Annotated in this window: 19 protein-coding genes and 1 pseudogene; 13 read left to right on the forward strand and 7 right to left on the reverse strand. The window is 70.2% G+C overall.

What is annotated here, in order from left to right:
* Positions 1–406: 406 nt before the first annotated feature.
* On the reverse strand, positions 407–868 hold the full coding sequence (locus tag B1H29_RS01000; RefSeq protein ID WP_159027751.1) for a hypothetical protein: 462 nt from the start codon (positions 866–868) through the stop codon (positions 407–409).
* A gap of 979 nt (positions 869–1,847) precedes the next feature.
* Here B1H29_RS01000 and B1H29_RS37880 point away from each other — a divergent pair.
* The 3 genes from B1H29_RS37880 to B1H29_RS01025 all read left to right on the forward strand — a co-directional run bounded on the left by B1H29_RS37880 (position 1,848) and on the right by B1H29_RS01025 (position 6,041).
* On the forward strand, positions 1,848–2,408 hold the full coding sequence (locus tag B1H29_RS37880) for a peptidoglycan-binding domain-containing protein (protein ID WP_063787552.1): 561 nt from the start codon (positions 1,848–1,850) through the stop codon (positions 2,406–2,408).
* 1,133 nt (positions 2,409–3,541) lie between these two features.
* On the forward strand, positions 3,542–5,227 hold the full coding sequence (locus tag B1H29_RS01020; RefSeq protein WP_055421569.1) for a ribonuclease J: 1,686 nt from the start codon (positions 3,542–3,544) through the stop codon (positions 5,225–5,227).
* 97 nt (positions 5,228–5,324) lie between these two features.
* Positions 5,325–6,041 carry a hypothetical protein gene (locus B1H29_RS01025; RefSeq protein ID WP_055421568.1) on the forward strand — a complete coding sequence of 239 codons (717 nt, stop codon included), beginning with the start codon at positions 5,325–5,327 and terminating at the stop codon, positions 6,039–6,041.
* Between the two features lie 325 nt (positions 6,042–6,366).
* On the opposite strand, the gene B1H29_RS01030 is transcribed toward B1H29_RS01025, so the two are convergent.
* Positions 6,367–6,918, reverse strand: coding sequence for a hypothetical protein (locus B1H29_RS01030; RefSeq protein ID WP_055421567.1), 552 nt, complete (start codon positions 6,916–6,918; stop codon positions 6,367–6,369).
* A gap of 205 nt (positions 6,919–7,123) precedes the next feature.
* On the opposite strand from B1H29_RS01030, the gene B1H29_RS01035 reads away from it, so the two are divergent.
* Entirely contained in the window at positions 7,124–7,720 is a 597-nt protein-coding gene (locus B1H29_RS01035) for a TetR/AcrR family transcriptional regulator (protein ID WP_055421566.1), read from the forward strand.
* A 16-nt stretch (positions 7,721–7,736) separates the two neighbouring features.
* A pseudogene (locus tag B1H29_RS39000) lies at positions 7,737–7,871 on the forward strand (IS5 family transposase); the annotation flags it as partial.
* A gap of 259 nt (positions 7,872–8,130) precedes the next feature.
* Here B1H29_RS39000 and B1H29_RS01040 read toward each other — a convergent pair.
* The 4 genes from B1H29_RS01040 to B1H29_RS01060 form a co-directional block, all read right to left on the reverse strand.
* The gene (locus tag B1H29_RS01040) at positions 8,131–9,027 is read right to left on the reverse strand and encodes a hypothetical protein (protein ID WP_063787551.1); all 897 of its coding nucleotides are present in this window, start codon (positions 9,025–9,027) and stop codon (positions 8,131–8,133) included.
* A complete protein-coding gene (locus B1H29_RS01045; protein WP_199832443.1) occupies positions 9,024–9,653 on the reverse strand; it encodes an ABC transporter ATP-binding protein in 630 nt (209 codons plus the stop codon). The genes B1H29_RS01040 and B1H29_RS01045 overlap by 4 nt, the downstream gene beginning before the upstream one ends.
* Positions 9,654–9,672: 19 nt before the next feature.
* Entirely contained in the window at positions 9,673–10,689 is a 1,017-nt protein-coding gene (locus B1H29_RS01050) for a terpene synthase family protein (protein ID WP_055421565.1), read from the reverse strand.
* Between the two features lie 606 nt (positions 10,690–11,295).
* A complete protein-coding gene (locus B1H29_RS01060; protein WP_055421564.1) occupies positions 11,296–11,874 on the reverse strand; it encodes a TetR/AcrR family transcriptional regulator in 579 nt (192 codons plus the stop codon).
* A gap of 91 nt (positions 11,875–11,965) precedes the next feature.
* Here B1H29_RS01060 and B1H29_RS01065 point away from each other — a divergent pair, with 91 nt between their 5' ends.
* From B1H29_RS01065 to B1H29_RS01080, 4 genes are all read left to right on the forward strand, one after another.
* On the forward strand, positions 11,966–12,412 hold the full coding sequence (locus tag B1H29_RS01065) for a DUF1772 domain-containing protein (RefSeq protein ID WP_055421563.1): 447 nt from the start codon (positions 11,966–11,968) through the stop codon (positions 12,410–12,412).
* Positions 12,413–13,145: 733 nt separating this feature from the next.
* On the forward strand, positions 13,146–15,341 hold the full coding sequence (locus B1H29_RS01070) for a discoidin domain-containing protein (RefSeq protein WP_055421562.1): 2,196 nt from the start codon (positions 13,146–13,148) through the stop codon (positions 15,339–15,341).
* 126 nt (positions 15,342–15,467) lie between these two features.
* A complete protein-coding gene (locus B1H29_RS01075; protein WP_055421561.1) occupies positions 15,468–17,636 on the forward strand; it encodes a discoidin domain-containing protein in 2,169 nt (722 codons plus the stop codon).
* 181 nt (positions 17,637–17,817) lie between these two features.
* The gene (locus B1H29_RS01080; protein WP_055421560.1) at positions 17,818–20,250 is read left to right on the forward strand and encodes a beta-glucosidase; all 2,433 of its coding nucleotides are present in this window, start codon (positions 17,818–17,820) and stop codon (positions 20,248–20,250) included.
* Between the two features lie 275 nt (positions 20,251–20,525).
* On the opposite strand, the gene B1H29_RS01085 is transcribed toward B1H29_RS01080, so the two are convergent.
* Positions 20,526–21,848, reverse strand: a complete 1,323-nt coding sequence (locus B1H29_RS01085; protein ID WP_055421559.1) for an ROK family protein — start codon at positions 21,846–21,848, stop codon at positions 20,526–20,528.
* A 183-nt stretch (positions 21,849–22,031) separates the two neighbouring features.
* Here B1H29_RS01085 and B1H29_RS01090 point away from each other — a divergent pair, with 183 nt between their 5' ends.
* The 4 genes from B1H29_RS01090 to B1H29_RS01105 are packed head-to-tail and all read left to right on the forward strand — an operon-like array spanning position 22,032 to position 26,638.
* Positions 22,032–23,348 (forward strand): ABC transporter substrate-binding protein, encoded by a 1,317-nt coding sequence (locus B1H29_RS01090; protein WP_079159936.1) that lies wholly within the window; start codon positions 22,032–22,034, stop codon positions 23,346–23,348.
* A gap of 14 nt (positions 23,349–23,362) precedes the next feature.
* A complete protein-coding gene (locus B1H29_RS01095; protein ID WP_055421648.1) occupies positions 23,363–24,358 on the forward strand; it encodes a carbohydrate ABC transporter permease in 996 nt (331 codons plus the stop codon).
* A gap of 28 nt (positions 24,359–24,386) precedes the next feature.
* Positions 24,387–25,226 carry a carbohydrate ABC transporter permease gene (locus B1H29_RS01100; protein ID WP_055421558.1) on the forward strand — a complete coding sequence of 280 codons (840 nt, stop codon included), beginning with the start codon at positions 24,387–24,389 and terminating at the stop codon, positions 25,224–25,226.
* A 56-nt stretch (positions 25,227–25,282) separates the two neighbouring features.
* Complete coding sequence (locus B1H29_RS01105; protein WP_055421557.1) at positions 25,283–26,638, forward strand: GH1 family beta-glucosidase; 1,356 nt, start codon at positions 25,283–25,285, stop codon at positions 26,636–26,638.
* The last annotated feature ends 113 nt before the right edge of the window (positions 26,639–26,751 follow it).

Raw genomic sequence — 26,751 nt, forward strand, 5'->3', positions numbered from 1 at the left:
GATGCAGCACTAGCTGATGAGTTCGCCGTCGTACGTGCCGCCCTCGCAATGCATGACGGCGATGGTCCCGGGCATCGGCAAGGTGCTGAACGTGGGGGTGCCTCCACCGTTGATGCATTTCGCTTGGAGGCGTCCCGACCTCGGCCCGGGCGGGCCCTGGCCAGGAGAGGGAACGACGCGGAAGCCGCGGTCACGCCGCTCGGCGAGACCGTGATGGTGACGGCTCCGGTGGCCCGGAAGGCGGCGGGGACGATCAACAGCCAGAGTGCCCAGGGGCCGGTGCGCGCCGACGAGGACGGCGATGACTAGTAGGCCGATCGTGGCAACCGCGCCGGTCGCGAGAGCATCCAGCCGGATGTCACGGAGCGGTGCCAGACGGCGACGGTGCCGCGTCTCGGAGGCCGGTTCACGCGCGTCTCCGCCCGATCAGCCACGCCGCGCCTCCTGCGGCGAGGCCGACGACGACGCCGATGGCGAGCTGGTACGACGGGAGCTGAGCCGCCCCGCCTTGGAGGTCAGTACTGGCCTGCATCACCACCACGAAGAGGTAGGCCGTTGCGGCAGACAGACCCCAGGAGAAAGCTGCCACTGAACCTCCTGTCCGAGGGTCCTTGATCGAAAGGAGCGCGGCGACGGAACCCGCGGCTTCAATACCAAATATCATCAGATACAGGCCAAATGCGGCTTCCGGAGAGTGGAATCCGTCGCTTGCCCCGTCCAGCGTGAAATGGGTGGCGATCACGTCCGCGAAGGAGTCCTTGAAGAGTAGAAAGGCCCCGCCGGTGACGGCGGCTCCTACAACGTAAGGGGTGATCGTCGACACGGTAAGGCGTCCGAGTCCGGTGCGGGGCACTCCCTTGGTCGTCATGTGCCGCCCATCCCTTCTGTGTACCTTGCAGGCGATCTGATCGTTCGCCTGCAACTAGAACATCTCCGAGGGCGTTCCAGGATTTCCGTGTGTGATGTGTGACGGTCGGAGAACGGCTCAATCCTGCGCATCGATGACTCGTCGCCCCAGAAATCGATACCGCTTTCGGGCGTCGCTGTTAGCGCGTTGGCGTCCGTGATCGCAGTATCGCGGGCAGTGACCATCCATCTAGGACGGAAGGTTACACATGCACAGACGCGCAGCTCTAGCCGTGGCGGGCGTCGCCGTGCTCGCCGCTGAGCGGCTCGGCAAGCGGTGACCTGTCGACCATGGCGACGCCGACGCATCCGGGGCCGGAGCAGTCTCGGGTTCGGACTGAGACGCTGCGGTCGTCGGAACACACAGGCAGCGGCGGTGCTGGGCAACACTCCGTTCGGCGGCTCCGCTCATGTTGTGCCAGAGGCGCCACCGGTCGGCGACCTGGACCGTCTGCGGCGCTCCGGCGGCGGCGCCTTCGGCGACGATCGGCGCGCTGGGTCCCGGCAGACGACCTCAACGCCAGGTCGTTGGACGAGCCAGGCGGCCAAACTGGAGGCCTCCCGGCCCGGGAGAGGTCGATCGGCCGACGGGTTTCGATGTCCACCAGCACGGTGCCGTAGTGGCGGCCCTTGCGGGTGGCGTACTCATCCACGCCGACCACCCGCCGCGCGGGCGCCTCCGGCTCAGGCAGGGCATCGCCCACGCGCAGGACCCGTGCTCCGGCGGCATGGGGCACGGCCTGCCCGCGCGACTGAGCGGGCGGCCTGACACATACCGCGGTGGTTGTACGACGCCCCCTCCTGCCGCCGTAGTTGACGCGCGGTTCAACCTGACGTGTGACGCGCTCTGTGCCCCGAGCCCATATAGTCCCCGGACGACGCGCGGGGTTGGTGAGGGGCCCCACCGAGGTCCCGGTGCCGCGCGGAAATGGAGGCAACGAATGTCGTTACGCAGCGGCCGAGCAATCGCTGTGACCCTGGCCTTCCTGTCCCTCGGCGGCCTCGCCGTGTCCGCCACCCCGGCTGCGGCCTCCCCGTCCGCCGGCGTCGTCACGGGCGCAGGACTCCCCTTCGACGACTTCGGGGACGAGGGCCCGGTGTCGGCCTCGTCGCACGCGCACAGCAATCTGGCTGCCATGTGGCAGGCGATCCTGTGGGCTGACGCGTCCTACGAGCAGAACGGCACTCCCTTCGACCTGAGCGACATCGACTGCCGGTTCGGGCCGAACACCACGTACGCGACCAAGCGGTGGCAGGCACGCTTTGGCCTCGCCCGCGACGGCATCGTCGGCCCGAACACCTTCGGGGCACTGGGGCCCTGGAGCGGGTCCAGCAGTGGAGGCGTGGAGTACTTCACGTACCACGGAGAGAACGCGGCCGGGAACGCCACGGGCCGCGAGGTCGCCTTCCGCCGGAACGCCGCCGGTGAAGTCGCGATGTGGAACCAGGGCGACCTCAAGAAGCTCTGGTACAACTCCGCCACGTTCGACTCGTGCAGCTGACCCCGTACTGACCTCGCCTCTCAGTCAGCGCAGGTGGGCCCCGAAGGGCGGCGAAGGCTGCTCCCACCGCCGTCACGGTGGGAGCGGCCCCCGTCCGCTCACCAGGTGGAACAGCAGCCAGGCAGTCACGGAGTACACGGTGCACGCCAGAACCGCCCGCTCGGTCCGGGCCAGGCAGATCAGGACGAGACGCTGGGAGACGGCACTCCCGCCGTCGTACACGCGGACGGTCCGTTCTCCACGGCCAGTTCCCTGATGATGACCTCAGACCCCCGATGGCCGTGCCCCTCCGGTGTGACGGTGAAGGTGAAGCACCCTGTCACAAGTGTCTCGCTGGTGAGGAAGACTCCCGGTCCGACGCCCAGCAGCTCTGCCGTCACTATGACGTCAGGACCATGCCGCTCGATCCTGACCAGGCCCTGAGCCGGCTTTCCACGAGGGAAAGCCCGAGCTATCTCGCCGTCGTCCAGCACACCGTCAGCCGCCGCCCCGACGAGCTTCTCCTGCCGAGTCTCAGCACCGCTCCGCAGATTGGCGCGGGCTTCTCCCTCGGCACGGTCATCCGCCGTGGCCGCCCAGACCCAAAGTCCGATGCTGCACACAAGAAGCAGCGTGAGTACAGCCAGGCAACCGTTGAGGACACACCCTCCAGCCGTTCCACTCTGCACCCCGTCGCGTCTTCCCATGATCCGAGCATGCCGGTGCCTGGACCGCTTAGGAGGTGCGAGTCCAAGCTGTTACTCATTCCGCCCCTGCCCGAAACCAGGCACCCCGAGCTCACTTGTTCGAGGCTTCTTCCGGAGGGAACTGCCCATGCCAGCATCCACGGCCCACCCGGCGTGCGTACCGTGAGGTGACGACCCGCCGCCGGGAGGACCGGCCGATCAGCGCGCAGCCCGACCACGTCCCCGCCCCGCCGCACGCCCCCGCGCCCGGGGCGCCAGCCGAACTCCTCGCCCGGCGCGCGGACCGGGGGGGGCGCCGGCCTTCGAACGGGACGGCTCGGTGTTCCTCCTCCGACAGGACACGACTTCGGTGATCCTTCGCGTCCGAGTCACTCCGGTCCGCACGCCGCTCCACCCGTCCGGGCAGGCCGTGAAGACCTTCGGGGGACTCTCCGATAGCGTCAGGATATGAGTCATCCGCATCCAGAACTCAAAGCCGCCCCGCCGCTGCCCGACGGAGGACTGAGGGTCACCGCTCTAGGCGGTCTGGGCGAGATCGGTCGCAACATGACCGTTTTCGAACATGCCGGCAAGCTGCTGATCGTGGACTGCGGCGTGCTGTTCCCGGAGGAGAACCAGCCCGGCGTAGACGTGATCCTTCCCGACTTCACATCGATCCGGGGCCGCCTGGACGATGTCGTGGCCATCGTGCTCACTCACGGCCACGAGGACCACATCGGCGGCGTTCCCTACCTGCTCAGGGAGCGTTCCGACATTCCCGTCGTGGGGTCGAAGCTCACTCTCGCCTTCATCGAGGCGAAACTGAAGGAGCACGGCATCAGGCCCCGCACGGTTCTGGTACGGGAGGGCGACCGGCGCGGCTTCGGCCCCTTCGACTGCGAGTTCGTGGCCGTCAATCATTCCATTCCGGACGGGCTCGCGGTCGCCCTGCGGACGGGCGCCGGCCTGGTGCTGCACACCGGCGACTTCAAGATGGACCAGTTCCCCCTGGACGACCGCATCACCGACCTGCGGGCGTTCGCGCGCCTCGGTGAGGAGGGTGTCGATCTCTTTCTCACCGACTCCACCAATGCCGAGGTGCCCGGGTTCACCACGTCCGAGCGGGAGCTGAACCCGGCGATCGAGCAGGTGATGCGCACCGCGCCCAGGCGGGTCATCGTCTCCAGCTTCGCCAGCCACGTACACCGCATCCAGCAGGTCCTGGACGCCGCCCACCAGTACGGCCGCAAGGTGGCATTCGTCGGCCGGTCGATGGTCCGCAACATGGGCATCGCCCGCGAGCTGGGCTACCTCCGCGTCCCGCCCGGCCTCGTGGTCAGTACCAAGGAGCTGGAGAAGCTGCCGGACCACAAGGTCACCTTGGTCTGTACAGGCTCCCAGGGCGAGCCGATGGCCGCGCTCTCCCGGATGGCCAACCGCGACCACATGATCCGCGTCGGTAAGGGCGACACCGTCCTGCTCGCCAGCTCCCTCATCCCCGGCAATGAGAACGCCATCTACCGGGTGATCAACGGCCTCACCCGGTGGGGCGCCAACGTCGTCCACAAGGGCAACGCCAAGGTGCACGTCTCCGGTCACGCCAGCGCCGGCGAGCTCGTGTACTGCTACAACATCGTCAAGCCTCGCAACGTCATGCCCGTGCACGGCGAGTTCCGGCATCTGCGGGCCAACGCGGACCTGGCGATCCGTACCGGCGTGGACCCAAAGAGGGTCGTCGTCGCCGAGGACGGTGTCGTCGTCGACCTCGTCGACGGCCGCGCCTCCATCAGCGGCAAAGTCCCTGCGGGCAACGTGTACGTCGATGGCATGGAGGTCGGCGGCGCGACCGAGGCATCCCTCAAGGACCGCCTCACCCTCGCCGAGGAGGGCGTCGTCACCGTCGTCGCCCTCGTGGACGCCGACACCGGCGCGCTGACCGAGCCGCCCGACTTCCTGGCCCGTGGCTTCGTACACGACGAGACCACCTTCGAGCCCGTCATCCCCCTCATCGAGAAGACTCTGGCCACCGCCGCGCAGGAAGCCGTCGGTGACGCACGCCAGCTCGAACAGCTCATCGCCCGCGCCGTCGCGAACTGGGCGTTCCGCACCCACCGCCGCAGGCCCCTCGTCATCCCCGTCATCATCGACGCCTGACAAGGCCGCGTTTCCGCTCCGCCCGCGGGCCGGCCGTGCCCGGCACCGTCCCGGCGGCGCCATTCTTCAGAGCACCGAACGTCAGGAAGGTGAACGGATGAGCTTGCGTTTCGAGGAGATCGACTGGCGGGAGACGCCGATCGGTGACATCAGTCTGCGAAGGCGCCGCCATCCTGCGACGGGCGAGGACGTCTACGAGGTGAAACTGGGCGACGAGTTCCTGATGTCCAGCCTCTTCACCGCCGGCGAGATCGCGCTGGCCGAGCTGGGACTGGCGAACCTGCCGGACACCCGGCTGGACGTGGCCGTCGGCGGACTCGGACTGGGATACACCGCCCGGGCGGCGCTGGACGATCCCCGGACAAACACACTCACGGTGATCGACGCACTCGCCGAAGTCATCGACTGGCACCAGCGCGGCCTGGTCCCCCTCGGCGCCGCGCTGGCCTCGGACGTACGCTGCCGAATGGTGCACGGCGACTTCTTCACGATGGCCACCGAACCCGGCGGCCTGGACCCGACGATGCCCGGCCGTCGTTTCCACGCCGTCCTGCTGGACATCGACCACTCACCGAGCCATGTGCTCAACCCCCGCCATGCCGCCTTCTACCGGCCCGCCGGGCTCCGTGCTCTGGCAACGCACCTCCACCCCGACGGAGTGTTCGCCCTGTGGTCGAACGACCCGCCGGACGAGCAGTTCGTCTCCGCCCTCGCGGATGCCTTCGCCGCTCCGGAGGCTCACGTCGTCAGTTTCGACAACGCCCTCCAAGACGGCAACGCGACCAACACCGTGTACGTGGCGCACAAGAAGTAGCCGTGTCCGCTCAATCGGAGAGGGGGGAGAGGGGCTCTCGTGCCCGTTGTACGACGGCCGTGAGGATCTCCCCAGCCAGAGGAACGCCGACGGCGACACCAAGTTCGACCTGTGGTCATCGGCGCCCAAGGCCCGACGTCGCGAACGGCGCCCAGATGGCTCCTGCCGGAATGCCGGGGCAGCGGTCTCGGCCGGCGGCGAGGGCAGCGGCAGGCACGGCCACTGGTGCCTGACCGCGTCTGCTTCGGCGCCCGGGTTGCACAGGCGATGCGGAGCAGGTGGGTCGGGCCGCGCTGTTGTTCGCGGCCCGGCCCCCTCCTCCTTGTCAGCGCCGCAGGCGCAGTGCAGAGATGAGAAAGAAGACCCCGCCCAGGAAGGCGTATCCGGCCAGAGCGGTCAGGGTGGGGTCGTCCTGCGCGGCCTGTGCGATGAATGAGGCCCCGGCCAGGGCGGAGATGCCGCCGCTGGCGATCATCGGCCACTGTCCCCCCATGCTGCGCCGCAGGACACCGACGATCAACTGGACGAGACCCGCGGTGATGGCCCAGGCACCCCACAGGCGCAGGACAGCCGGGATGCCGGAGGAGACGGCCGCGATCAGCCCCGTGGCGGTCAGGACACTGAGCGCGATGTTCACGTAGAGCACGCGCACCGGCCCTCGGACGGCCCTGGCGGACCGTACATCGACGATCGCGCAGGCCACGTCGAACAACGGGTAGAGAACCAACAGCGTTCCGCTGAGGACCCCCAGGACGTCATGGGCCGTCCACAGCAGGCCGGCCCACACGGCGGCGAACGCGAAGCGGAGGAGGTACAGACGACGCAGCGTCACGGCAGCGCCCGCAGCGGGGGCGGGGGTGGCAACGACGGTGTCCATGAGGAGTCCTTTCGGGAAAGCGGCACGCCGCGGCAAGGCAGGGCAGGGAGACACGCGGCCTGACTGACGGAGACGTGACCATGTCCTCGCCCAGAGCCACAGAGCCGGGAGAGGGAGAACGTTCGGTCTCTCTTCATCTAAAGCCGCTCACAGCCAGCCGTCAAGACCGAACGTTCTCCCTCAGACACCTGATACGGTGGGTTCCATGAGCGCGAGCACTGGGGGCGGCAAGACGTCCGAGGCGCGGTCACGGCTGCTCGGCACGGCGACCCGCATCTTCTACACCGAGGGAATCCACTCTGTCGGAGTGGACCGGATCACCGAAGAGGCCCAGGTCACCCGGGCCACTCTGTACCGGCACTTCAAGGGCAAGGAAGACCTCGTCCTCGCGTACCTCCAACAGGCCGATCAGGGCATCCGAGGCCAGGTCGAGGCGGTTCGCGCCCAACGACTCCCCGCCCACGACACGGTCCGGGCCGTCAGCCGGACGATCACCGAGGGCATCCGGTCCTCAGGTTTCCGCGGGTGCGCCTTCCTGAACGCGGCAGCCGAGTACCCCGACCCGGCGCATCCGGTCCACCAGGCCGTGCTGGCGCATCGGCAGTGGTTCCTGGAAACCGCCATCGAGTTGCTCGCACAGGCCGGCTGCGTGCCCGCAGACGCGGCGGGCCGTCACTTCGTCATGCTCCGGGACGGCGCCATGGCCGCCGGCTGCCTCTTCAACCCCGCACTCATCTCCGAGACATTTCTGCACGGAGTGGAAGGCATCTTGCCCCCCGAGCCTGCGCGCAAGCCGGGCTGAGGGGTCTGTCCAGGCCATGGGGGAACGTCGTGCGTATCCGAGTGATCTGCCCGATTCCCGCTGGGAGTTGGCCGAACCCGTTCTGACGGCCTGGCGGGCCGAGCCACGTCGGCATGCCCTGGACATCGCGCGGCCGCCCGAGCCAGAGGTTGCTGTCACGTCTTCCCGACCGGACTGGGCGGCGGTCGGTCCGGGATCCCGTACCTCTGCTTCCACGCCAGCTCCTGTTCGGTGACTGACGCCCCGGATCGGCGGCGCAGAGGGTTGCGGCCATGGTGTGGGCGCGCGGGTCCCCGGGTGGAGCCACCCTCGGCCGGTGGAGCCGTGGCGGCAAGAGCCGAGGGCGGCGAGGGCCCGGGGAAGACCCTCATCCGCGCCTTCCGCCGCGCCGACTGCTCTCTGGCGTTGCGTCAGCCGTCGTCCGCTTCGGGGGCGCCGGTCAGGCGCGGCTCGGGCAGTCCGCGGATCGCCGGGTGTCGGAGGCTGGGCGGGCAGGTCGTCCGGGTATTGATGGGCGGCAGTAGGTCGGTGAGAGGCGGCCCGGCCTTGGGGAGGGCGTTGCGGGTGCGGTGGTGGAATGCGAGGAGGGCCAGGACGGCCGTGGTGGTGAACCAGGCGAGTTGGACGGTGCCGTAGACGAACACGGAGTCGTCGGAGTAACCGGCGGCGACGGCGGCTTGCATCGCGCCCCAGGAGGGCAGGAAGCGGACGAAGGTGCTGTCGACACCGGAATTCGCGAGGGGGCTTTGCAGAGCGATGTCGATGACGCTGGTCATGAGCATCGCGAACATGCCCTCTACTTCCCGGCGGAAGACGGAGCCGAAGATGACGCCGAGCGTGCCGTAGGTCATGGCGTCGCCGAAGAGCGCGGTGGCGAGGAGGACGGGCCGACGCGCATGCCAGGCGGGCCACATGACCGCGGTGGCATAGGCGGCGACCGTGGCGGAGGCGAGGGTCAGTGAGATGATCTTGGCGACTGCCAGGTGCGTACGGGGGTAGCCGGCCATGGCCAGACGCCGGTCGAAGCGTCCGCCTGCGAAGGTGGCGGCGAACATCATGAATCCGGTGATCAGGGTGACGGCGTTGATGGCGCCGGAGAGCTGGGTGAGCTCGTTGCCCGGCAGTGACAGCACCCGGCCGGTATCCCGGAGCCGGTACGGCATCGGTTCGTCAGGGATGTTGAGGTAGCAGAGTGTGACCCAGGTGGGGATGTAGAGAACCACCAGGAGCATGGCGAAACGATTGCGGACGTGCTCGACGAGGTTGTACCTGGTGGCGGTGGCGAGCAGGGCCAAGTGTCGGTTCACGCGGACACCTCCCGGGTGGAGCGCAGCAGGCCGTCCTCCAGGCGCCACAGTTCGTCGAGGCGTTCGGCGTCGTAGGCCAGGTGGGAGACGACCAGGACGGACCGGCCGGCGTCGCGCAGCCGGGCCGCGAGATGCCAGAACCGCTGGTAGGTCTCCCAGTCGAAGCCCTGGTACGGCTCGTCCAGGAGCAGTAGCCGGGGGTCGCGCATGAGCGCGAGGGTGAGGTTCAGTTTCTGTCGGGTCCCACCGCTGAGCAGCCCGGCGCGCTGGTCGGCGTACTCGGAGAACCCGAGCACCTCCATGATCTCCTCGGCATACCGCAGGTCGGGCAGGGCGAAAGCTGCCTGGAAGAACTCCAGATGCTGGCGCACGGTCAGCGCGTCGTTGAGGACGGCGTCCTGCGGGCAGTACCCGAAACGGCCCTCGCGTCGGACACTGCCGCGCTGCGGGCGCAGCTCACCGGAGAGGATCTTCAGAAAGGTCGACTTGCCCGTCCCGTTCTCGCCCACGACGCCGACCAGGGCGCCCGCCCGTACGGTGAGATCGACTCCGCGCAGGACCGCGCGTCGCCCGTAGGCGTGGCACAGTCCCCTCACCAGCAGCGTGGTGCCGTTCTCGAACCGCATCAAGTGGCCCGTCCGTTCCTCACGCCGAGACGAGGACGGTTCGGTCCGGGTACAGCACCATCGCGGTGGGGAAAGTACCGTCCCAGACATGGCCGCGGCCGTGGTACCGCTCACTTTCCATGGTCCAGCGCAGGTGACCGCCCAGAAGCTCCCACCAGGCGTGCGCGTAGGCGTACAGCGCCTGCGCACGGTCTGTCTCCTTCCATTTCCGCACAAGGCGGTCGACATCGAGTTCGGCTCGGCGGATCAGCCCGCAGACTTTGTCCACGGCGGCCTGCAGGGTGAGTCCCTCGGCGCGCTGCAACACGGGAACGGCGTTCATGGGCACCGGCGCGTCGCGTTCTTTCCGATAGGAGAAGAGGTCGTTGACCAACGTTCCGTGGGCCAGGCAGGCAGCGTGAAGGGTTTCCAGGTCCGAGGAGTGCATCATCTGCTCCAGATCGACGCCCGCACTGCGCTCCACACCTACCGTGAGGAAGCTGAAGCCGGAGTCCGCGCGCCGGAAGTCCAGGTACGACGCCAGGTCCCGCGTGTGTTCCAGTTGCCCCTCCCTGCCCGCATGGCACTTCACCCACTCGGAAAGCCCCCGGCAGTGACGGGTCTTCTGCCCCGGTGTGAGATGCGATCTGGTCTGCGCGAGCGAGTCCGCCCACAGACGCAGGTCGTCCGAGTCGACAGCCGTGTCGGACTCATCGGCTACGGCCAGGTACGCGTCGATCAGACGCGGCGGAGTGTCCGGATCCTCGAGCTCGTCGTCCACGATGAATCCGGTCGTGGTGAACAGGGCGGCATCCAGGAGATAGCCGACATCCGCCGAGGGGGCTGCCCGCGTGGCGAGCCCGGCCATGTCGTGCCGCTTGATCCGGTCCAGCACCTTGTCGCGCTGCCGTCCGATCAGCCGGTCGGCGAACCATCGGTCATGCGCTTCGCGCAGATGCGCGTGCTGAGGGTTGACACGGTCAAGAGGAAGGATGGTCCCTCCGAGCGGAAGATCCAGTACAAGACCCTCCACACCACTCTGTTCGGCAGCGGTCACGGGCCTCTCCTTCACATGCCTCGTCGATGGGTCGTCCTGACCAACGATCACCATCAGGCGAAGTAATCGGGAAAGCCGCGATGGGCTGATCCGGCGGCGGTCAGGGCCCGGCTCGCCGGCGTACCGGAGCTGAGTCGATGCCGCGTCCTGCGCGTATGCGCCGCCTGCGCGTATGCGCCGCCTCAGAGCTGGCGACGTACCTCGTCATGCGCGCGGCCGCTGCACGGTCCGTCGGCCGGGGGTGGCCGGGTGCTCATGCCGTACTTCCGTCCGCCAGGGAGGTGACGGAGGTGAAGGTCTTGGCGCGGGTGGTGCAGCGGCCCTCCGCGTCGGGGGGCGGGGCAGGTTCGGTACAGCGGGCAGTCGAGGCAGGCCGGACGGAGGTCTGCACCGGGTGCGGTGCCGGGGAGCCGCAGTCGGCGCATGCGGCTGGGGCGCGGAATCGGGCCGTGGTCAATGGGCACCGCAGCTTCCGGGGCGGGTGCCCATTCGTGGCTACGGGGCCCGGAACTGCGCTGCGCCGTGTGGTCGCGAGCGACCGGAGGCGGCGACGCAGGCGGGCAGCGGGCCCGAGGCCCCCGGCCGTGTGCCCGCCGGGGCGGTGCGTCAGAGCATGGCGAGCCGGTCCACCAGCAGCTCCGTCCTCCGCTCGGTGTCCTCCGGCGGCAGCCGTCCCTCCCGGGTCAGGGTCGCCAGCCCGTGCAGGGCCGCCCAGAACACCTCGGTGAACAGCCCCGGGTGGACGCCGTCCCCGGCGACCTCTCCGAGGCTCTCCAGCAGGGCGGCGAAGGCGTCCTTCAGCGGCTCCGGGGTGTCCGCCCGCGCGAACGCCAGGCCGCCGTCGAGCTGGAAAATGGCGTCGTAGACCGCCGGGTTGCGTTCGGCGAAGTCGAGGTAGGCGCGGGCGAGGGCGGTGACCCGGGCGCGCGGGCCGTCCGCGGCGGAGGCCGCGGCCCGCAGCGCCGCGGCCATCTCGGCGGCGCCTTCGAGGGCGACGGCGCCGATGATCTCGCGTTTGCCGCGGAAGTGGCTGTAGAGGACGGGCTGGCTGTATTCGATGCGCTCGGCGAGCCGACGTGTGGTGACCGCGTCCCAGCCCTGCTGCTCTGCGAGTTCGCGGGCCGTCGCCACGATGAGCCGTTCGCGGCTCGCCCGTTCACGCTCCTTGCGTTCCTGTACCGACATGATCCGATCCTAGCACTGCTAGACATTGGAGCGGTGGCAGTACTAGCGTTGCCACATCGGCTATCAACGCTAGATTTACGAAGGGGTCGTCATGCTCAATGCACTCGAGGTCTTCACCACCGTGGTCGTCGGCGTGATGGTCGGGGTCGAGTTCTCCGTCGCCTTCGTCGTCAACCCGATCCTCGACGGCCTCCCGGACGACTGCGGTCAGCGGGGCCGCGCCCACGGTGGCCGGATGCTCGGCGCCGTGATGCCGGTCTGGTACATCACCTCGCTCGTCCTCGTCGCGGTCTGGGCCGCCGCCGGGTGGCACCACCCCGGCACCGGCCTCGTCGTCACCGCCGGCGCACTGCTGATCCTCAGCGTGATCATGTCGATCCTGCTGCTCGTCCCGATCAACAACCGGGGCAAGACGTGGACCCCCGACAACCGGCCCGACGACTGGAAGCAGCAGATGAACCGCTGGGACCGCTACCACTACGTCCGCGTCGCCGTCATCATCGCCGCCTTCGCCCTGCTGGCCGCCGCCCTCACCTGAGCCCGCTCGCCGGCACCACGCCGGTGGCGCACGATGCCCACTCCCCGAGGGCGGCAGCGGCCACCGAGATCCCGACATCCGAGTAATGCGACCCGGTTGCCGCGGGGACGAATGCGCCTTGTCCCCGGCGACCGCGTCCGGGCCGGGTGCGAGGACGGCCGACGGGCCCGCGGACGCACACCTGGTCCAGTACGGGGATGAACCGCGGGCCGACAGCGGTCTGCCCGGCGGTCTGGACGAACGCCGGTGGGCGGCACCCGCGGTCGGCGGCGAGGTGGACCTCGCTCGTCCACCCGCCCCTGGAGCGTCTCAGGAGTGCGACTCTCGGTCGGAGTTCGCGACGGCGCCGGGTACTTCGTCGCGCTTCCCGCCCGGGATCGTCTTCGGTCTGCTCACGAGCGGCGTCCGGAGCAAAGTCCGGTAGGTCCGGCTCGTTGTCGCGCCGGAGGACCGTGCCTTCACGTCTTCGGCCTTCACGTCTTCGGCGAGGGCCCCGCGACAGGGCCCGCCCGCCGCCCGACGACGAGGAACAGTCGCCACGCGAACGTGCCGGCACGCCGGCCAACTCCTTCCCGCAACCGAGCTTCCCCACCCCACTCCCCCACAGGACCCACCAACTGCACTTAATGAAAGTCAAAAGAAAAGCCATGCCAGGAACCTTGACCGCGACCGGCATGGCGGGCAAGGTGCCGGAGAGCGCTCTCCCACCCATTCCGCGTCAAGGAGTCTCTCCATGCCCACTGTCGGCATACCCCCGGCGGCGCCGGTGTCGCGCAGACCCGGTCGCCGCGGGCTCGTCGGCGTCCTGGTCACCGCCCTGGCCGCCGCCCTGCTCGCCGTCGTCCCCGCGACGCGGGCCCAGGCCGCACCCGCGCTGTTGTCCCAGGGCAAGCCGGTCACCGCCTCCAGCCAGGAGCACTACGGCACCCCGGCGGCCGCAGCCGTCGACGGTGACGACGGCACCCGCTGGTCCAGCGCCGCCGCCGACCCGCAGTGGATCCGCGTCGACCTCGGCGCCCCCGCCTCCCTCAGCCGGGTCGAGCTGCGCTGGGAGGCCGCCTACGCCACGTCCTACCGCATCGAGACATCCCAGAACGGCTCGGCCTGGTCGACGGCCTACTCCACCACCACCGGAACCGGGGGCACGGAGACCGTGAACGTCTCCGGCACCGCCCGGTACGTCCGCATGCTCGGCACCGCCCGCGCCACCGGATACGGCTACTCCCTGTGGGAGTTCAAGGTGTACGGCACCACCGGCGACGATTCCGGTCCGGTCATCCCGGGCGGCGGCGACCTCGGCCCGAACGTGCACGTCTTCGACCCGTCCACGCCCGGCATCCAGGCCAAGCTGGACCAGGTATTCGAGGAGCAGGAGTCCGCGCAGTTCGGCTCCGGCCGGCACGCCTTCCTCTTCAAGCCGGGCACCTACGACAACCTCAACGCCCAGATCGGCTTCTACACCCAGGTCCTCGGTCTCGGCCTGCGCCCCGACGACACGACGATCAACGGTGACATCACCGTCGACGCCGGCTGGTTCAACGGCAACGCCACCCAGAACTTCTGGCGCGGCGCGGAGAACCTCGCCGTGAAGCCGGTCAGCAGCACCAACCGGTGGGCGGTCTCGCAGGCCGCGTCGTTCCGCCGGATGCACGTCAAGGGCGGCCTCAACCTCGCGCCCAACGGCTACGGCTGGGCCAGCGGCGGCTACATCGCCGACAGCAAGATCGACGGCCAGGTCGGCAATTACTCGCAGCAGCAGTGGTACACCCGCGACAGCTCCATCGGCGGCTGGTCCAACAGCGTGTGGAACCAGGTCTTCTCAGGCGTCGAGGGCGCTCCCGCCACCAGCTTCCCCGAGCCCCGCTACACCACGCTCGACACGACGCCGATCTCCCGCGAGAAGCCCTTCCTCTACCTGGACGGCAACGAGTACAAGGTCTTCGCGCCCGCCAAGCGGACCAACGCCCGCGGCACCACCTGGGCGGGCGGCACGCCGCAGGGCGAGTCGATCCCGCTGAGCGAGTTCTACGTCGTCAAGCCCGGCGCCACCGCCGCCACCATCAACTCTGCTCTCGCCCAGGGCCTGCACCTGCTGTTCACCCCGGGCGTCTACCACGTCGACCAGACGATCAACGTCAACCGGGCCGACACCATCGTGCTGGGCCTCGGTCTGGCCACGATCATCCCGGACGACGGGGTGACGGCGATGAGGGTCGCCGACGTGGACGGCGTGAAGCTCGCCGGCTTCCTCATCGACGCCGGACCGGTCAACTCCCCGACCCTCCTGGAGATCGGCCACCAGGGCGCCTCGACCGACCACGCCGCGAACCCGACCACCGTGCAGGACGTCTACATCCGCATCGGCGGCGCGGGGGCCGGCAAGGCGACCACCAGCATGGTGGTCAACAGCCACGACACGATCATCGACCACACCTGGGTGTGGCGCGCCGACCACGGCGAGGGCGTCGGCTGGGAGACCAACCGGGCCGACTACGGCGTCCGCGTCAACGGCGACGACGTCCTGGCCACCGGGCTGTTCGTCGAGCACTTCAACAAGTACGACGTCGAGTGGTACGGCGAACGCGGCCGGACGATCTTCTACCAGAACGAGAAGGCGTACGACGCCCCCGACCAGGCCGCCATCCAGAACGGTGCGACGAAGGGCTACGCCGCCTACCGCGTCGACGACTCCGTGGACACCCACGAGGCCTGGGGCCTGGGCAGCTACTGCAACTACAACGTCGACCCGGACATCCGCCAGGACCACGGCTTCAGGACGCCCGTGAAACCGGGGGTGAAGTTCCACAGCCTGCTCGTGGTCTCCCTCGGTGGCATGGGCCACTACAACCACGTCATCAACGACACCGGCGCCTCCACGGTCCCGGCCGGCACGACGACCGTGCCGTCCACCGTCGTGTCCTTCCCCTGACCGATCCGTCGGCCACGACTCCCCTCCGGGCCGGATCGCGACCCCGCGCCCGGCCCGGAGGGGCCATCAGGCGGCGCCCCCGGCCGCCCCGCCCCGTCGGCTTTCCCCAACCCGCCAGGAGCAGACGTGTCCACAGCCCTCCCGTATCGCAGACCAGTCCGCCGCGCCGGTGTCCCCCTGCTCGCCCTCGGCGCGCTGGTGGCGTCGTCGCTCGCCGTCGCCGCCCCGCCCGCCCAGGCCGCGGAAGCCCTGCTCTCCCAGGGCAAGCCCGCCACCGCGTCGTCCCAGGAAGGCGACGGTTACGCGGCCTCGGCGGCCGTCGACGGCGATCTCACCGGCACCCGCTGGGCCAGCCGGTGGAGCGACCCTCAGTGGTTCCAGGTCGACCTCGGGCAGCGCGCCGACCTCAGCCGCGTCGTGTTGACCTGGGAGGGCGCGTACGCCAAGAGCTACCAGATCCAGGCGTCCGACAACGGCACGCAGTGGCGGACCCTGAAGACCGTCTCCGGCGGTGACGGCGGCACGGACGAGGTCGCCGTCACCGGCGCCGGCCGGTACGTCCGCATGCTGGGCACCGAACGGTCCGGCGGCTACGGCTACTCCCTGTGGGAGTTCCAGGTGTACGGGACCGCGGAGGGCACGCCTCCCGCCGACGGAGGGGCGGTCAAGGTCGCGGGCACGCAGGGGAACTGGCACCTGACCGTCGGCGGCCAGCCGTACACGGTCAAGGGGCTGACCTGGGGCCCCGCCATCGCGGACGCCCCGAAGTACATGCCCGACGTGAAGTCCATGGGCGTCAACACGATCCGCACCTGGGGTACCGACGGCGGCACCAAGCCGCTGCTCGACAGCGCCGCCGCGAACGGCATCCGCGTCGTCAACGGCTTCTGGCTGCAGCCCGGCGGCGGCCCCGGCTCCGGGGGTTGCGTCGACTACGTCACCGACACCACCTACAAGAACAACATGCTCACCGAGTTCGCCAAGTGGGTGGAGGCCTACGAGAGCCACCCGGCGACCCTCATGTGGAACGTCGGCAACGAGTCGGTTCTCGGCCTGCAGAACTGCTACAGCGGCTCGGAACTGGAGGCGCAGCGCAACGCGTACACCAGCTTCGTCAACGACGTGGCCAAGAAGATCCACAGCATCGACCCCGACCACCCCGTCACCTCCACCGACGCCTGGACCGGCGCGTGGCCCTACTACAAGCGCAACGCGCCCGACCTCGACCTGTACTCGATGAACTCCTACGGCGACATCTGCGGCGTCCGGGAGGACTGGGAGGAGGGCGGCTACACCAAGCCGTACATCATCACCGAGGGCGGGCCCGCCGGTGAGTGGGAGGTGCCCGACGACGCCAACGGCGTCCCCGACGAGCCGACCGACGTCCAGAAGGCGGAGGGCTACACCAAGGCGTGGGACTGCGTCACCGGCCACCGGGGCGTCGCCCTGGGCGCCACCCTCTTCCACTACGGCGTCGAGCACGACTTCGGCGGCGTCTGGTTCAACCTCGTCCCCGACGGGTTGAAGCGGCTGTCCTACTACTCCGTCAAAAGGGCCTACACCGGCTCGACCACGGGCGACAACACCCCGCCCGTCATCACGAACATGGCCGTCAGCCCCGCTTCGTCGGCTCCGGCGGGTGGCGAGTTCACCGTCCGTGCCGACGTGCGCGACCCCGACGGCGACCCGGTCACGTACAAGGTCTTCCTCAGCGGCAACTACGCCACTGGCGACAAGCGCCTGGTCGAGGCCACATGGCGGTCCACCGGCGACGGAACCTTCGCCGTGACGGCTCCGGAGAAGCTCGGCGTGTGGAAGGTGTACATCCAGGCCGAGGACGGCCGCGGCAACGCCGGCATCGAGACCAAGTCGGTCGAGGTGGTCGCCCCACCGGTCTCCGGCACCAACGTGGCGCTGAACAAGCCCACCACCGCCTCCTCCTTCCAGCCCTCCTACGGCGACTGCCCGTGCGAGCCCGCCAAGGCGACGGACGGCAAGAACGACACGCGCTGGGCCAGCGACTGGAGCGACCCGCAGTGGATCCAGGTCGACCTCGGCGCCGCCACCCCCGTCCGCAAGCTCCAACTGGTGTGGGACCCCGCCTACGCCAAGTCCTACGAGGTCCAGGTCTCGGACAACGGCACCACCTGGCGCACGGTCCACACCACGACCGCCGGCAACGGTGACGTCGACACCATCGACATGGCGCAGACCGCGCGGCACGTGCGACTGCACCTGACGGCGCGTGGCACCGGCTGGGGCTACTCGCTGCACGAGTTCGGCATCTACGGCTGACCCGGCAGCAACCCAGGGGCCCGGCCGCCCGTCCAGCACGGGTGCCGCCGGGCCCGTGCTGGACGGGCGGCCGGGCACCTCCGCCCGCCGTCGGCCCGGCGGGCTTGACGGGGAGGAGATGCCCGTCGGACGGTTGGAGAGCGCTCTCCCAACCGGTGGAGGGGCAGGAAGCGGGGCGGGAATGGACGACGAGGCACTGGATCGGCTCATCGGCAAGCTGAGCCTCGAACAGAAGGTGCGCCTGCTCACCGGCGCGACGACCTGGCGGACCGCCGGTGAGTCCGGGATCGGGCTGCGGGAGATGGTGACCTCGGACGGGCCCGCCGGGGTGCGCGGCGAGGCATGGGACGAGCGGCGCTCCTCCGCCCTGCTGCCCTCCGCCTCCGCACTGGGCGCGATGTGGGACGAGGAACTGGTCGAACGGCTCGGCGGCCTGCTCGCCCGTGAGGCCATCCGCAAGGGCGTCGACGTGGTACTGGCTCCCACGCTCAACCTCCACCGCAGCCCGCTGGGCGGCCGGCACTTCGAGTGCTTCTCCGAGGACCCGCGGCTCACCGGCCGTACCGGGGCCGCGCTGATCCGCGGCGTCCAGGCCCTCGGGGTGGCGGCCACCGCCAAGCACTACGTCGGCAACGACTCCGAGACCGACCGGCTGACCGTCGACGTCCGGGCGTCCGAACGCACCCTGCGAGAGGTGTACCTCCTCCCCTTCGAGGCGGCGGTCGAGGCCGGGGTGTGGGTGGTCATGGCGGGGTACAACGCCGTCGGCGGCACCACCATGACGGCCAGCCCGCTCCTGGCGGAGCCCCTCAAGGGGGACTGGGGTTTCGACGGGGTCGCCGTCTCCGACTGGGCTGCCGTGCGCTCCACCGAGGAGCCCGGCCGGGCCGCCCTCGACCTCGCGATGCCGGGCCCGGACAGTCCCTGGGGCGCGAACCTGGTACGGGCGGTGAAGGACGGCCGGGTCGCCGAGGAGGCGGTCGACGAGAAGGTGCGGCGACTGCTCCGGCTCGCCGCCCGCGTCGGCGCGCTGGAACCGCATCACCCGCGCCGGGCGCCCGCGACGGCGGCACGTGCCACCCGGGCGCTGCTGCGCCGCGCCGTCAGCGCCGGTTCCGTCCTGCTGCGCAACGACGCCGTCCTGCCGCTCGACTCCGCCGAGCTGTCCACCGTCGCGGTCATCGGCGTGCACGCCGCGTCCCCGCGCGTCCAGGGCGGCGGCAGCGCGGGCGTCTTCTGCTCCGACGTGGTCACCCCGCTGGCCGGCATCCGGTCCCGCCTGCGGGGCCGGGCCCGGGTGGTGTACGAGCCCGGCCCGGCGCCTGGAGCACCGCCCGCTCCTCTCGGCACCGACCGGTGCTGCGACCCGCGCTCGGGCGCCCCCGGCGTGCTCCTTCGGGTGCTCGACGCGGCGGGGCGGGAGCTGCGCGCGGAGCACCGGCTCTCGGGCCGGCAGTTGGAGCCGGACCTGCCCCCGGGCGCCCGCACGGTGGAGATCGCCGCCGTGCTGCGTCCCCGGCAGTCGGGAGAGTGGACGTTCGGCGCCGGAGGGTTCGGACGCATCACGCTCACCGTCGACGACCACGTGCTCCTGGACGGTGAGTTCCCCGGTGACACGGACGACCCCGCCGTCGTCCACGTCAACCCGCCCGTGCACACGGTGCGGACGGTGCTGACCACCCAGCGGCCCGTGCACGTGGTGGCACGGCGCGAACTGGTGCCCGGCCGAGGACGCGCCACCGTCGTCACCGCCGCGCCGCCCGGACCGTCCCCGGCGACCGCGCTGGAGGAGGCGGTGCGGGCGGCCCGCGACGCCGACGCCGCGATCGTGGTCGTCGGCACCACCGAGCACAGCGAGACCGAAGGATACGACCGCGCCGGGCTGTCGCTCGGCGGGCACCAGGACGAGCTGGTCCGCGCGGTGACCGCCGCGAATCCGCGCACGGTCGTGGTGGTCAACAGCGGCGGGCCGGTCGAGCTCCCCTGGCGCGAGGAGGCGGGCGCCGTGCTGCTCACCTGGTTTCCCGGGCAGGAGGCCGGCGCGGGGCTGGCCGACGTCCTGTTCGGCCACACCGAGCCCGGCGGCCGGCTCCCCACCACCTGGGCGGCGACCCTGGCGGACGCGCCCGTCACCCGTACCCGGCCGGTCGACGGCCGGCTCGACTACGCCGAGGGCCTGCACATCGGCTACCGGGCGTGGCTGCGAGCCGGACGCGAGCCCGCCTACTGGTTCGGCCACGGACTCGGCTACACGACGTGGGCGTACGCGGCCGTGGAGGCTCCCGCGCACGTCCTGGCGGACGAGCCGTTCACCGTTCGGGTGACGGTTCGCAACACCGGCTCCCGCGCCGGGCGCGAGGTCGTGCAGGTCTACCTGGCCCGCCCCGGTTCAGCGGTGGAGCGGCCCGTGCGCTGGTTCGCCGGCCATGCGGCCGTGCGGGCGGAAGCGGGCCGGACGGCGAGCGCCGAGGTGGTGGTGGGCCCGAGCGCGCTGCGGCACTGGTCGGAGGCGGACCACGGCTGGGCCACGGAGCCGGGCGCCTACCGGCTCATGGTGGGCAGGTCCGCGGGGGACCTTCGGTGGGAGGGGACGGTCACGGTCAGTGGCCCCTGACGGGGCCCGGGCAGCGCGCTCGCCGGGACTGCGGCTGCGGGCCGCGACCTGTGGCCTGTGCGATGCCGTGAGGATCTTCCGGGGCGCCGCCGCGCCTTCGGGTGCTGTGCGGGCGCACGCCCCGGGCCCGCGGTGGGTTTCGCGCCGGGGCCGCGGCCCATGACCCCGGACCCCGGTCTCTGGGTGCGCAGGTCTCCTCCATGGCAGCGGGGGGCACGGGCCATGGCCGGGGCGGCCGCCTTCGGTGCACCCCGTCGGGAAGCGGCCCGCGCCGCTCACTGGACCGAGCGCTCCCGCAGGGCCGTCCGCCACGCCGGATCCGGTTCCACCGGTTCGGGTTGCTCCGGCCGGCCGCCACGAGCGAAGAAGTCGGCGAGCGGCAGGATCGCGGCCCCCACGGTGACGGCGTCCGGTCCCAGGGTGCCGAGGTCGATGCGGACGTGGGCGGCCGGGTAGGTCAGGGCGTAGGAGGCGGCGTGGGCCGTCACCGAGTCCAGGAAGCGCCGGCCGAGCTGCAGCCCGGCCCAGCCGCCGACCAGGATGCGTTCGGGCTGGAAGAGGTTGATCAGGTCGGAGAACCCCGCACCGAGGTACTCGGCGGTCTCCTCCAGCACTGCCAGCGCCGTGGCATCGGGTTCCGGGCCGGCCCCCGACGCGTCCGGATCCGGGTACGCGGCCGCGAGCATCGCGGTGAGCGCGGTCTCCTCGTCGACGCCCACGAGCGGCTGCCCGCCCGCCTCCGCCCAGCGCTGGAGCAGGGCCTCCGCGCCCGCGTACGCCTCCAGGCAGCCGCGGGCGCCGCAGCGGCACCGGCGTCCGCGCACCCGCACCGTCAGGTGCCCCCACTCCACGGCCCGGCCCGGGCGCATGTCGTCGCCGACGACGCAGGCGCCGACACCGGAGCCGAAGAGCACCACCGCCGCGCTCTGCGCGCCCCGGCCCGCACCGAACCACATCTCCGCCTGGCCCAGCGTCTTGGCCCCGTTGTCGATGTAGTACGGCACGGTCCCTGGCAGGATCCGGGACTCGCGCAGCAACCGCTCCAGCGGAACGGCGTCCCAGCCGATCGTCTGACCGTGCACGACCGCACCGTCCTCGGCGGTCCTGGCAACGATGCCCGGCACGCCGATCCCGACGCCGAGCAGCCGCTCGGCGGCGATGCCGGCCCTGTCCAGGACCTCGGCGATGCCCTCGCGCAGATGCGTCACGACGACGCCGACGTCGTAGCGGTCGACGCGGCGCGGCCCCTCGGTCTCCAGCGGCCTCTCGACCCGGGCCAGCTCGGTGAGGGCGAGGTCGAAGAGTTCGATCCGCACCCGGGTCTCGCCGATGTCGACGCCGATCATGTAACCGCTCCGCGCGCTGACGCGCAGCAGCGTGCGGGGACGGCCGCCGGCGGATTCGACGCTTCCGGCATCCTCCACCAGCCCTTCGGCGACCAGCTCGGAGACCACGTTGCTCACCGAGCCGGAACTCAACCCGGTGACCGGCCCCAGCGAGAACCTGCTGAGCGGCCCGTCGAAATACAACCGTTGCAATACCGCGGTGCGGTTCTCCCGCCGCAGGTCACGCACTGTACGGCCGTTGCGCACTTTCACCCTCGCCCCCTCGTTGCGGAATCCTCACCGCAACTTACCTGCGGCCGGGCCCTTGACGCGACCTTCACTTGAGGTTTAACTCACATCCTAAATTAAGCCGTGGGGGGCTTCAGGGAACGCGGGGCGTTGCTCCGGCCCCCCTCCGCGGGCGACCCCGTCACTTCTCGGAAGGCCTCTGGAGTCATGCGCAGAAGCAGAGCCGCAGCCGTCGGCGCCCTCACCCTCTCGCTCGCCCTCACCATGGCTGCCTGCGGCGGGGGATCGTCCGGTACGGAGGGTTCCAACGAGCAGCCGAAGACCCTGACCTACTGGGCCTCCAACCAGGGCGCGAACCTGGAGGTCGACAAGAAGGTCCTCCAGCCGGAACTCGACAAGTTCGAGAAGGAGACCGGCATCGAGGTGAAGCTGGAGGTCGTGCCCTGGGCGGACCTCCTCAACCGCATCCTCACCGCCACCACCTCCGGCCAGGGCCCCGACGTCCTCAACATCGGCAACACCTGGAGCGCGTCGCTGCAGTCCAGCGGCGCCCTCCTGCCCTGGGACGCGAAGAACTTCGAGGCGATCGGCGGCAAGGACCGCTTCGTCCGGTCCGCGCTCGGCTCCACCGGCGTACAGGGCCAGGACCCGGCCGCCGTACCGCTGTACTCCATGGCCTACGCGCTCTACTACAACAAGAAGATGTTCGCCGACGCCGGCATCGAGAAGCCGCCGGCCACTTGGGAGGAGCTGGCCGAGACCGGCCGGAAGCTCTCCGAGGACGGCAAGTGGGGGCTCGGCGCGGAGGGTTCGAACCTCTCCAACAACATCCACCAGGTCTTCGTCCTCGCCAAGCAGCACGGCGCCGACTTCTTCACTCCTGAGGGCAAGGCCGACTTCACCTCCGACGGCGCCGTGGCCGCGGTCAAGCAGTACGTCGACCTGATGGCCAAGGACAAGATCATCGCGCCGGGCAACGCCGAGTACGCGCAGAACCAGTCCCTGAGCGACTTCGCCAAGGACAAGACGGCCATGGTGCTGTGGCAGACCGCGTCGGCCACCTTCAAGACGCAGGGCATGAACGAGGACGAGTGGGGTGTCGCGCCCGCCCCCGTGCAGTCCGGCGAGCCCGGCCAGGGCACCGCCACCAACTCGATGGTCGCCGGCATCAACATGGCCGTCTTCAAGAACACCAAGAACATCGACGGCGCCAAGAAGTTCGTGAAGTTCATGACGAGCGACGAGGAGCAGATCATCCTCAACAAGGCATACGGCTCCATCCCGCCGGTCAAGGCCGCCCAGCAGGACCCGGCCTTCGACACCCCGTCCCTCACCGTGCTCCGGGAGACCCTCGCCACCAGCGCCGCCGCGCTGCCGCAGGTCCCCGAGGAGTCGCAGTTCGAGACCGTTGTCGGAACCGCGGTCAAGGAACTGTTCGCCGACGCCGCGGCCGGCCGGCCGGTGACCACCGAATCGGTGCGGGACAAGCTCGAAAAGGCCCAGCAGCAGATGCCCAAGAAGTGAGCACGGACTCCACCATGACTACCACCGCTGCCCCCACCACAGGCGAGCGGACGGCACGGAAGAACCATCCCGGAGCGGCGCCGCGCAAGCGCCGCTCCGGGCGGCTGCGCCGCATCGGACTGCCGTACCTGCTGCTGTTCCCCGCGATCCTCCTCGAACTACTGGTCCACCTGGTGCCGATGGTGATCGGCATCGTCGTCAGCTTCAAGGAGCTGACCCAGTTCTACATCCGCGACTGGGGCACCGCGCCCTGGGCCGGCTTCGACAACTACGCGCTGTCGGTAGACTTCGACGCCCCCGTGGGCGAGGCGCTGCTGAGGTCCTTCCTCACCACCTGCCTGTTCACCGTCCTCTCCGTCGGTCTGTGCTGGATGCTGGGCGTGGCCGCGGCGATCTTCATGCAGGAGTCGTTCCGCGGCCGGGGCTTCCTGCGCACGATCTTCCTCGTTCCGTACGCGCTGCCCGTCTACGCCGCCGTCATCACCTGGTCGTTCATGTTCCAGCGGGACAACGGGCTGGTGAACCACGTGCTGCACGACCAGCTCGGGCTCACCGGCAGCCCCCCGTTCTGGCTGATCGGCGACAACAGCTTCGTCGCGCTGCTCGTCGTCTCGGTGTGGAAGGGCTGGCCCTTCGCCTTCCTCATCATCATGGCCGGACTGCAGAACATCCCGAAGGACGTCTACGAGGCCGCCGCCCTGGACGGCGCGGGGATCTGGCAGCAGGTCCGCCGCATCACCCTGCCGGCGCTGCGCCCCGTCAACCAGGTCCTCGTCCTGGTGCTCTTCCTGTGGACCTTCAACGACTTCAACACCCCCTTCGTCCTGTTCGGCAAGGCCGCGCCGGAAGCCGCCGACCTCATCTCCATCCACATCTACCAGTCCTCGTTCCAGACCTGGAACTTCGGGACGGGCTCCGCCATGTCGGTCCTGCTGCTCCTGTTCCTGCTCGTGGTGACGGGTGCGTACCTCTGGTTCACCTCCCGAGGAAGGAAGGCCACCGATGCCTAGCCCCGCCACGCACCGGCCCCGCTCCCCGATGGCCGCCCCGCGGTCCTTCCTGTGGAGCCGTCGCGTATTCCTGACCCTCCTCACCACCTTCGTCCTGCTGCCGGTCTACGTGATGATCTCCAGCTCGCTGAAGCCGCTGGAGGACGTGTCGGGCCAGTTCGAGTGGATCCCCTCCGGTCTCACCGTCCGCCCGTACTTCGACATCTGGGAAACGGTCCCGCTCGCCGACTACTTCATGAACTCGCTGATCGTGGCGGGCGCCGCGACCGTCTGCTCCGTCACCATCGCCGTGTTCGCGGCCTACGCGGTCAGCCGCTACTCCTTCCGCGGCAAGCGCGTCTTCACGGTGACCGTGCTGTCGACCCAGATGTTCCCCGGCATCCTGTTCCTGCTGCCGCTGTTCCTCATCTACGTGAACATCGGCAACGCCACCGGCATCGCCCTGTTCGGCTCCCGCGGCGGCCTGATCCTCACCTACCTCACCTTCTCGCTGCCGTTCTCCATCTGGATGCTGATCGGCTACTTCGACTCCGTCCCGAGGGACCTCGACGAGGCCGCCAAGGTGGACGGCTGCGGACCGCTCGGCGCCCTCTTCCGGGTCATCGTGCCCGCCGCGATCCCCGGCATCGTCGCCGTAGCCGTCTACGCGTTCATGACCGCCTGGGGCGAAGTGCTCTTCGCCTCGGTCATGACCAACGAAACCACCCGCACCCTCGCCGTCGGCCTCCAGGGCTACTCCACCCAAAACGACGTGTACTGGAACCAGGTCATGGCCGCCTCACTCGTCGTCAGCCTGCCCGTCGTCGCCGGCTTCCTGCTCCTCCAGCGCTATCTCGTCACCGGCCTCACCGCCGGCGCCGTCAAATAGCCGCCGGGGCCCCGGCCCCTCCCCCACTCCTCCCGACCACCCCAGAGAGGCCCTCCGTGTCCGAATCGCTTGACCTCGCCGCCTTCCCCGCCGACTTCACCTGGGGCACGGCCACCTCCGCCTACCAGATCGAGGGCGCCGTCGCCGAGGACGGCCGGGCACCGTCGATCTGGGACACCTTCTCCCACACCCCCGGGAGGATCGACAACGACGACCACGGCGACGTGGCCTGCGACCACTACCACCGGTGGCCCGAGGACATCGCGCTGATGAAGCGGCTCGGCGCCGACGCCTACCGCCTGTCCATCGCCTGGCCCCGTGTTATGCCCGGTGGCCACGGGCCGGTCAACGCGGCCGGGCTCGACTTCTACGACCGGCTCGTCGACGGCCTCCTCGACGCGGGGATCACCCCGAATGTCACCCTCTACCACTGGGACCTGCCCCAAGCGCTCCAGGACCGCGGCGGCTGGACCGTGCGCGAGACCGCGGAACACCTCGCCGACTACGCCTCCGCCGTGGCCGGCCGGCTCGGCGACCGTGTCACGCGGTGGGCCACGCTGAACGAACCTCTGTGCTCCGGCTGGATCGGCCACCTGGAGGGCCGGATGGCGCCCGGCCTGACCGACCTGACCGCCGCCGTGCGGGCCTCGTACCACCTCCTGCTCGCGCACGGCCTCGCCACCCGGGCGGTCCGCGCGGCGGCACCGGGCGCGCAGGTCGGCCTCGTCACCAACCACTCCACCGTCGAGGCCGCCTCGACCCGCCCGGAGGACATCGCGGCGGCCACCCGCATGGACGGCCACACCAACCGCTGGTGGCTCGACCCGGTCTACGGCCGCGGCTTCCCCGCCGACATGCGCGAGCTGTACGGCGTGGACCTCCCGGAGCGCCCCGGTGACCTGGAGACGATCGCCGCCCCGCTCGACTGGCACGGCCTCAACTACTACTTCCCGGCCACCGTCACCGACGACCCCGAGGGCCCCGTCCCGCACGCCCGCGAGGTCCGGCTGCCCGACGTACCGCGCACCGGCATGGACTGGCAGATCGACGCCGGGGGCCTGGAGGCCCTGCTGCTGCGTCTGGCCGACGACTACGGGGTGCGCGAGTTGTACGTCACCGAGAACGGCTCCGCCTTCCCGGACGACGTCTCGCCCGACGGCGCCGTCCACGACCCCGACCGGGCCCGCTACCTGGAGCAGCACCTGAGTGCCTGCGCCCGGGCGGTCCGCAAGGGAGTGCCGCTGGCCGGGTACTACGCCTGGTCCCTCCTCGACAACTTCGAGTGGGCCTACGGCTACGACAAGCGCTTCGGCCTCGTCCACGTCGACTACGCGACCCAGGCCCGGACCGTCAAGACGAGCGGCCTGCGGTACGCGGAGATCATCCGTGCCCACCGGGAGTCCCACGCCTGACCGCGCCGACACCCGGCGGACGGTGGTCAGCGGCGGCCGGCGTGTCACAGCGGTACCCGAGGTGTCGAACCCGACGCACGCGCCACCCTGCGGTGTGCGCCTGCCCAGTTCCC

Origin of the sequence: Streptomyces pactum (genome assembly GCF_002005225.1) — a bacterium.
GTDB lineage: Bacteria > Actinomycetota > Actinomycetes > Streptomycetales > Streptomycetaceae > Streptomyces > Streptomyces pactum_A.